Origin of the sequence: Xenophilus azovorans DSM 13620, from assembly GCF_000745855.1 — a bacterium.
Taxonomy (GTDB): Bacteria; Pseudomonadota; Gammaproteobacteria; order Burkholderiales; family Burkholderiaceae_C; genus Xenophilus; species Xenophilus azovorans.
This window is the reverse complement of record NZ_JQKD01000121.1, coordinates 1-2,289: the sequence shown is the minus strand read 5'-3', so window position 1 is coordinate 2,289 and position 2,289 is coordinate 1. Positions and strand designations below refer to the sequence as shown.

The 2,289-nt window shown below is 62.8% G+C and carries 1 protein-coding gene; it reads right to left on the bottom strand.

Features of this window, described 5'->3' with window-relative positions:
• Window positions 1–712: 712 nt before the first annotated feature.
• Window positions 713–2,086, bottom strand: a complete 1,374-nt coding sequence (locus tag Q392_RS26300; RefSeq protein ID WP_048805410.1) for an IS5 family transposase — start codon at window positions 2,084–2,086, stop codon at window positions 713–715.
• Window positions 2,087–2,289: the final 203 nt, after the last annotated feature.

Below are 2,289 nucleotides of genomic sequence, written 5' to 3'. Positions count from 1 at the left end.
CCCGATGCAGTATGAGCAGCGCTGGTACGAGGCACAGCGCAAAAAGGCCGCGTGAATCGTGGGTTAAGAACTACACGGAACAGGGGCAAGGTCACACCCCGCTGGCGATCAGTGGCTCGGCTTTTTTGCTCCATCAGGCGTTTCGCCCCAAACCGTTTCACGCCTTCATCAAATGGTTGCCGAAGCCGTCAATCGCAAGGCGGTTGCGGAGGCTCTTGCCTCCCTGGGCTTGGTAGCACACAGCTTAACGCCGCAGGCCATGGCGTCCAGCCTGCGAAAACAACATGAAAAGTGGTGGGAAGTTGTCAGACGCGTGGGCTTCACCGCCGAGTCTTGAGATGCCATTAACCTCTCGTTTCATCCGCCCACTTTCGCGGCACGCAGTGCTTCGATCTGCTCCTCCAGCGGGCCCCAAACGGGCGAACTCGACATTGCCGCAGTGCTTGCACGCATCGAGCACCGCCGCACGCTTGTCCGTCAGGACCTGGGCTTCCCAGCGCTCGTTGAAATTGCCGACCTTCTGGGCACCTGGCGCAGTTGAATCGGGCTAACTGTCATGACCCTGGCGGGTCACCCTGGATGATGGAAGACACTGTGGGCGTGCAGGCCAGCACGGGTAGAGGTCGGTCAATTCTTTGATGGCACTCGACCGCGATCGCTAACTTGCCCCGTTGCCGACCACTCCTACCCAGTCGGCCCTGAACAACTCGTTTTAGCCGCGAGCCAGCGCGGAGCGGCGCGAAGTCAAGGCGGTGAGCGGCGATGTTGACGTGGGTGCCGGCAAGGCCAGCGTGGCGGTCATGGCGATCAGTCCGAGCAAGGCGCAATAAAGCACCCGCAGGTGCCGCAGGATCATCCGCAAGTTGTGCCCGGCGCCGCACAGCAGAGCGTGCAGCGCGTCGCCACCCGCGCCCTTGAGCCAGTTCTTGCCCAGTAGGCCGTCGGCCTTCATGTGTCCGATCATGGGCTCGACCACCTGACGCCGCTTGAGCAGCTTCTTCAGCCGCTTGGGCAACTTGCGCGTATGACTGATCAGCAGTCGCGCCCAACACGCGGGCTCGACACCGCGGTAGCCACGGTCGGCCAGCGCGATCTTGGGTGTGTGGCCGGTGAGGATCTCGACCAGCTCGAGCTGGCTGTCCACCGTGTGGCCGTCATACGGGTTGCCGGGCATGGAGCGCATGCCCACCACCAGGCCCTCTTTGGCCGTCACTGCGATGGACACTTTCACGCCGAACTCGTAGGGCGTTCTGGCTTTGCCCTTGGCGATGCACTCTGCCTCGGGCGCGTGCAGCGCATACAGCTTGTTCTTGTCGCCGCGCTTTTGCGCGTGCAGTCGAGTGGCGATGTCGAGTTTGGCCTTCAGCCCAGCTCCGATCTCACCGGCCTTGCGTTGCACGTCGCGGATGACCCGGCCCAGCCAAGTCCTCAGCTTCCTGATCTCGCGCTGCATGCGCCGGTACTGCTTGGCATGGGCGTAGCGGCCGGCCTGGTGCTCGGCAGCCTTGCCGACCCGGGCGTAGCTCTGGCGCAGGTCGATCCCAGCGTCTTGCGCAGCCTCGACGAGTTGCTCACGCGCGCGGTTGAGCAGCCGGCTGTCGGTCGGGTGGGCGATGGCCTTGGGCTGCACCGTGGTGTCCAGCACCACATGCTCCAGGCTCTGGCGCTTGATCACTCCGCCCTTGCGTGCAGCTTCGATGGAATGGGCCAGCAGCCACTCGCAGCCGGCCTCGCCAATGCGCTGGCGCCAGCGCACCAAGCTGGAGGGATCGCAGGGCAGCTCGTGCTGGAAGTACCGCTCACCACTGAAGTGCTGCCAGTACGGGTTTTCTCGCCAGCCCTCACACACGTCCTCGTCGCTGAGTGCGTACACGTGCTTGAGGTACAGCAGAGCGGCCATCAGCCGCGTGGGCAGAGCCGGCCGGCCCGTGGTTGAGACGAACTCCGGACTCCATTCGGCTTCAAACGCCTGCCAGTCGATCAGTGCCGCCAAGCGAACCAGCTCGTGACGCTGGTTGATCAGGTTCAGCAGCTCGCTGCGGAACAAGTCGTGATCGGCGCGTTCGTCGGCTGGCTTCGGACCCATCAACACCTCGATGCAGTTTGCAAGGAATTGATATCAATTCGACCTGAACCCTGCAAACCACACCATCGGCATTCACCCCGAAAGCTCAGTGTTCATGCGGGTTAGCGGAAATACTGTTCAGATACGAAGCACCGGCACTGGCTGATGCCGCAAATGGAGCGCTGCGCCGCGATGCCGAACATTGAAGTTGCTCATCTTGCGCT

Coding starts and splice junctions, on each gene's coding strand:
- Q392_RS26300 (WP_048805410.1), bottom strand. CDS start 2,086: ATGGGTCCGAAGCCAGCCGACGAACGCGCCGATCACGACTTGTTCCGC.